Raw genomic sequence first — 5413 nt, 5'->3', positions numbered from 1 at the left:
GGTCCAGATGTACAAGATTTAACGAGAGAATTAAATGAAAAGTACGGCTACAATTCATTCGTATATGCACCAGTTGGATTTGTAGCAGAACATTTAGAAGTTTTATATGACAACGACTTTGAGTGTAAAGTTGTAACGGATGAAATTGGCGCGAAATATTATCGTCCAGAAATGCCAAATGCATCAGAGGCATTTATTGATTGCCTAGCAGATGTTGTATTAAAGAAAAAAGAAGCAGTATTGTAATACTAAGAGGAAAGGGGAAACTATTTTGAGGAAAAAAGTTGTGATCATCGGCGGTGGCATTACAGGTTTAACGTCAGCGTATTACTTACAAAAAGAAATTCGCGAAAAAAACTTGCCGATTGATACATTGCTTATAGAAGCATCGGGTGAACTTGGCGGGAAAATTCAAACCGTTCGAAAAGATGGATTTACAATTGAACGCGGACCAGATTCTTTCTTAGCAAGAAAAGACAGCGCAACTAGATTAGCGAGAGAATTAGGACTTGGCGATGAACTTGTAAATAATAAGGCCGGGCAATCRTTCGTTCTCGTAAACAATCGGTTACATAAAATGCCGAGCGGTTCAATGATGGGAATTCCAACGCAAATTACKCCGTTTCTMTTTTCCGGATTGTTCTCCCCAATTGGTAAAYTAAGAGCTGGTTTTGACTTGTTAATGCCTAGATCAAAACCAGTTTCTGATCAATCACTCGGGCAATTTTTCAGACATCGCCTCGGAAATGAAGTGGTTGAAAATTTAATTGAGCCATTATTATCTGGTATTTATGCAGGGGATATTGATGAAATGAGTTTAATGTCAACATTCCCTCAAATTTATCAAATTGAACAGGAGCACCGTAGTATTTCACTCGGTATGCGTACGCTCGCTCCGAAACAAGAGAAAGCTGAACCGGAAAAAGGAATCTTCCAAACTGTGAAAACAGGTTTGGAATCTTTAGYAGAATCTCTTGAAGCAAAGATTCATGAAGGCACGGTAATGAAGGGAACGCGTATTGAGAAAGTTGCAAAACTTGGTGATGGTTATACGATTACTCTTAGTAACGGAAAAGAAATGGAAGCAGATGCGATCGTAGTCGCAGCTCCGCATAAAGTATTACCGTCTATGTTTGCGCAGTACAAGCAGTTTCGTTTCTTCCGTAACATGCCGTCTACATCAGTTGCAAACGTGGCATTATCTTTCCCAAAGTCTGCAATTCAACGTGATATTAAAGGAACAGGATTTGTCGTATCGCGTAATAGTGACTTCTCTATTACAGCATGTACGTGGACACATAAAAAGTGGCCGCATACAACTCCAAAAGGAAAAGCACTCCTTCGTTGTTACGTCGGGCGCCCTGGTGATGAAGCAATCGTCGAACAAACCGATGAGGAAATTGTGCAGCTCGTATTAGAGGATTTACAAAAGACGATGGATATTACAGAGGATCCAGATTTTACGATTGTGAGTCGCTGGAAAGAAGCGATGCCTCAATATACAGTAGGCCATAAAGAGCGAATGAAAAAGCTCACAACATTTATGGAGRAAGAATTRCCAGGTGTGTATTTGGCAGGTAGTTCTTAYGCTGGTTCTGGTCTTCCGGCTTGTATTGAGCAAGGTGAGAGAGCGGCACAGCGTGTGTTATCTCATTTAGAGAAAGTAATGGAGACTGAATTAGTCGCACATTAAAATATTTCAAACAAAACGCCTTCAATTATATTGAAGGCGTTTTGTTTATTGGATAAAATACCTGTTAGTCGATAAACCTATATAAGTTATTTTGTGTTATAGTTTGAAAACTTGTAAATTAAATAAATTTTGTGTAAAACTTGTCGAAATATCATTCTATATAACGAATCATTTGTTATGATAGAAATGCTGAGAAAATATGAAATAGGGAGAGGGAAATGGCTGTGAAGAAACTCTTAAGTGTCTTTTTATCATTCATACTATTGCTTTCATTTACTGGAACTTTAGCGCAAGCAGAAGAAACTACTTCTATGTCGGTAGAAAAAGCAATTCAAGTGTTCAAGCAACAAGGGAAAACGAAGGGGATAGTGGAAGGATATATCGTTGGATATACGCAAAGTCCTTCTAAATACACGAAGGATCCGGCTAAGTTTGACGAAACAAATGTGGCAATTGCCGATTCGCCAAACGAAACGAATCCAGACAAGATCATGCCTGTTCAGTTGCCAAAAGGCGATGTGAGATCGGCAGTAAACGTGAAAGATCACCCTGAAAATATCGGGAAGAAAGTTAGCTTAACAGGGACGCTTGAATTATATTTTAGTAGCCCAGGTTTAAAATCAGTAACAGCTCATAAGTTTCAAGGGGAAGAACAAAACCGTGTTAGCGATGTAGTAGCTTCACCGAACGGCGGGGAAGTTGCAAAAGGGACATTGGTAACATTAACAACGAATACAGAAGGAGCAACAATCTACTATACGTTAGATGGATCTAATCCTACAAATAAAAGTGTTCGTTATAACGGACAAGTTGTAGTAAATGAAAATAGTGTAATTAAAGCAATCGCAGAAAAAGAAGGACTTACTTCATCGGCGGTTTCGACATTTTCATTTATTATCGTAAACAATGAACCAGTTCGTATTCATGATATTCAAGGGAAATCACATATTTCTCCTTACAACGGGAAGAAAGTAAACAATGTGGAAGGCGTTGTAACAGCGCTTGATAAAAATGGTTTTTATATAGAAGATAATCAGCCGGATAATGATCCAGCTACTTCAGAAGGTATTTACGTATACAAAAAAGATGCGAATGTAGCGGTAGGAGATCTTATTCAAGTTGATGGAGAAGTAGAAGAATATGTTGGACCTGGATATGCAGAGCGATTTGAAACAGATTTAACGACGACGGAAATTAAGGCGAGTCGCGTTGCTGTAATCGCAAAAGATCAACCTTTACCAGCGCCGATTGTATTAGGAGAAAACGGTGTAAAAATCCCTGATCAAATTATCGATAATGATGCATTCGGTCTATTTGATCCGAACGAAGATGCAATTGATTTTTATGAGAGTGTAGAAGGCATGCGCGTTACGATGCCAACACCAAAAATTATCGCTCCCCAGAAAAATGGAAATTTATATGTAACAGTAGAAAATGGCGGAGATAAAGTAGTAACGAAATATGGTACACCGCTATTAGATGAAAACCAATTAAACCCTGAACGTCTTTCTGTAAAGGTACCTCGTGATTATGTCGCGAAAGTAGGCGATACGTTCACTGGWRATATAACRGGAGTAGTAGGATATGACTACGGTTCRTWCCGCATTTCGCCAGTAACGGAATTACCATCTGYAGTRGACGGYGGATTTAAGCAAGTAGGGGCAAATATTCAGCCTCGTCTTGATAAGTTAACAGTTGCTACATATAATATTGAAAACTTCTCAGCGAATAAAAAAGAAACATCAGATGAGAAAGTAAAAGCGTTAGCTTATTCTATTAAATACAATTTAAAAATGCCAGATATTATCGGTGTAGAGGAAATGCAAGATAATAATGGATCGATTAATGACGGAACAACAGATGCTTCTTTAAGTGCAAAACGTATTATTGATGCAGTTTTAGAAATTCGTGGACCGAAGTATGAGTATGTAGAAATTGCGCCAAGCAACAATCAAGACGGAGGAGCACCAGGAGCTAATATTCGCGTCGGTTTCTTCTATAATCCATCACGTGTGAAATTAGCGACAGTACCGAAGTTACTAGATAAAAATGTAGTCCGCATCGGAGATGAAAATCCATTATTTGAAAGTACACGTAAACCGTTAGCAGCAGAATTTACATTCCAAGGACAAAACGTCGTTGTTGTTGCAAATCACTTAAACTCAAAATTAGGAGATGCAACGCCATTTGGAAAAGTACAACCTCTCGTATTAAAGAGTGAAGAAAAACGAGTACAATTAGCACAAGAAGTGAATCATTTCGTAAAAGGTATTCAAGAAAAGAATACGAATGCGCCAGTTGTTGTCTTAGGTGATATGAATGATTTCGAGTTCTCTAAACCACTGGAGGCACTAGAGGGAACGATATTAAAAGATATGTTAAACACAGTGCCGAAAGAGAACCGCTACACGTACATTCATGAAGGAAATGCACAAGTGTTAGATCATATTTTAGTAACGAATAACATCGCACCACACACAATTGTAGACCCTGTACACTTAAACTCAAACATTATGAAAGAGCACGGACGTGTAAGTGACCACGATCCAGTACTTGCTCAAATTGATTTGAAGAAGGCTTCTTAAATAGTCATGAAAGAACGCTTAGAGATATACTAAGCGTTCTTTTTCTATAAAAATCACGTTAAACTTAATTGAAAATTCAGTTTTTTATAATGAGGAGGTTAAAGATGCAAGCATGGTTGAATGGGAAATTAATGAATCAGCTTGCAATTTTGTTTAGTACAATCGTCATGCTTCAATTTGTAGCTGAGGTAACAGGGCTTACTCAAAATTTGGACATTACGTATAACTTAATACATACAGCAGCGTCCTATGTAACGTTTAGTTTTGCAGTTATTTTTACTTTAATAGGCGCAAGAAGAGAATTAAGTAAATATGCAATTATTTCATTATGTTTAGTGGTAGCTATTAAAGCAATTTACTTTGCGACTGTTGTTATTTTATGGGGATTGGCTGGTACACCGTAAATGAATAAAAAAACCTAATTTCCAAAATAACGTGAGGAAATTAGGTTTTTATGCTTGAAACGCTTTTTTACATCGATCTCTTCTTTGCAGTCTTCTTTTGTACCTTTTTCTATCACGCTGCACGCCTTTTATATACATGCATAGGCTAACGAAGAAGAAGAAGGCACATTGCATCGTTAATATGTACGGTGACATGCCCTGTAACGGTTGCTTTGGATCATATAAATGAATAGGTGCTCCGCCTATTGTAGGGAATATCGTATTGAGCAGGACATAAGGAATGGAGGTAACTGCAAATGGAAACAGAAGCGCCATATAGTCCTTTTGTGACCATGCAGATGCAGCAAGTCCTAGAAGAGCCATTAAACCTGCAAATAAAAAATTAATCCCAATATATACAGAAATGTAAGTGATGGGAGAATCGTAATATAAGTTTGCGAACATTCCGTTGTCATTTATGATGCCTGAACCAGCCGTCGGTGCTCCGTTTGGAATGGTTAATTTGCAAAATAATAACGATAAAATGAATGGAAACGTATAAAGAAGTCCTCCGCAAAAAAATGTAACGATATATTTCGTTACTGAATAAGGAAATAAAGAAATTTCTTTACTTATAAATGGCTTAAAACCATCTGACTTATCTGAGTTGTAACTTGTACTAAAGGGGAGACTCGCAATAACTGGCATTAATAAAAAATAAACATCCATTTCATTGCCACGAAATCCAATCC

At 37.7% G+C, this 5413-nt stretch carries 5 protein-coding genes; 4 read left to right on the top strand and 1 reads right to left on the bottom strand.

Going from position 1 to position 5413, the window contains the following annotated elements:
* The 4 genes from AC1DJR_RS16295 to AC1DJR_RS16280 all read left to right on the top strand — a co-directional run.
* Positions 1 to 246, top strand: a 246-nt coding sequence (locus tag AC1DJR_RS16295; RefSeq protein WP_477003027.1) for a ferrochelatase, incomplete at its 5' end; no start/stop codon positions are given.
* A gap of 25 nt (positions 247 to 271) precedes the next feature.
* Entirely contained in the window at positions 272 to 1693 is a 1422-nt protein-coding gene (hemY, locus tag AC1DJR_RS16290) for a protoporphyrinogen oxidase (protein WP_477003026.1), read from the top strand.
* Between the two features lie 218 nt (positions 1694 to 1911).
* Entirely contained in the window at positions 1912 to 4278 is a 2367-nt protein-coding gene (locus AC1DJR_RS16285; RefSeq protein WP_477003025.1) for a DUF6359 domain-containing protein, read from the top strand.
* A gap of 104 nt (positions 4279 to 4382) precedes the next feature.
* The gene (locus AC1DJR_RS16280) at positions 4383 to 4682 is read left to right on the top strand and encodes a hypothetical protein (RefSeq protein ID WP_477003024.1); all 300 of its coding nucleotides are present in this window, start codon (positions 4383 to 4385) and stop codon (positions 4680 to 4682) included.
* Between the two features lie 48 nt (positions 4683 to 4730).
* On the opposite strand, the gene AC1DJR_RS16275 is transcribed toward AC1DJR_RS16280, so the two are convergent.
* Positions 4731 to 5413: hypothetical protein (locus AC1DJR_RS16275; RefSeq protein WP_477003023.1), on the bottom strand; the 683-nt coding region annotated here is incomplete at its 5' end.

It is taken from the genome of Bacillus sp. 05T31, assembly GCF_056396725.1.
The sequence above is the reverse complement of the archived record's forward strand: the minus strand, read 5'-3'. Positions and strand labels throughout refer to the sequence as shown.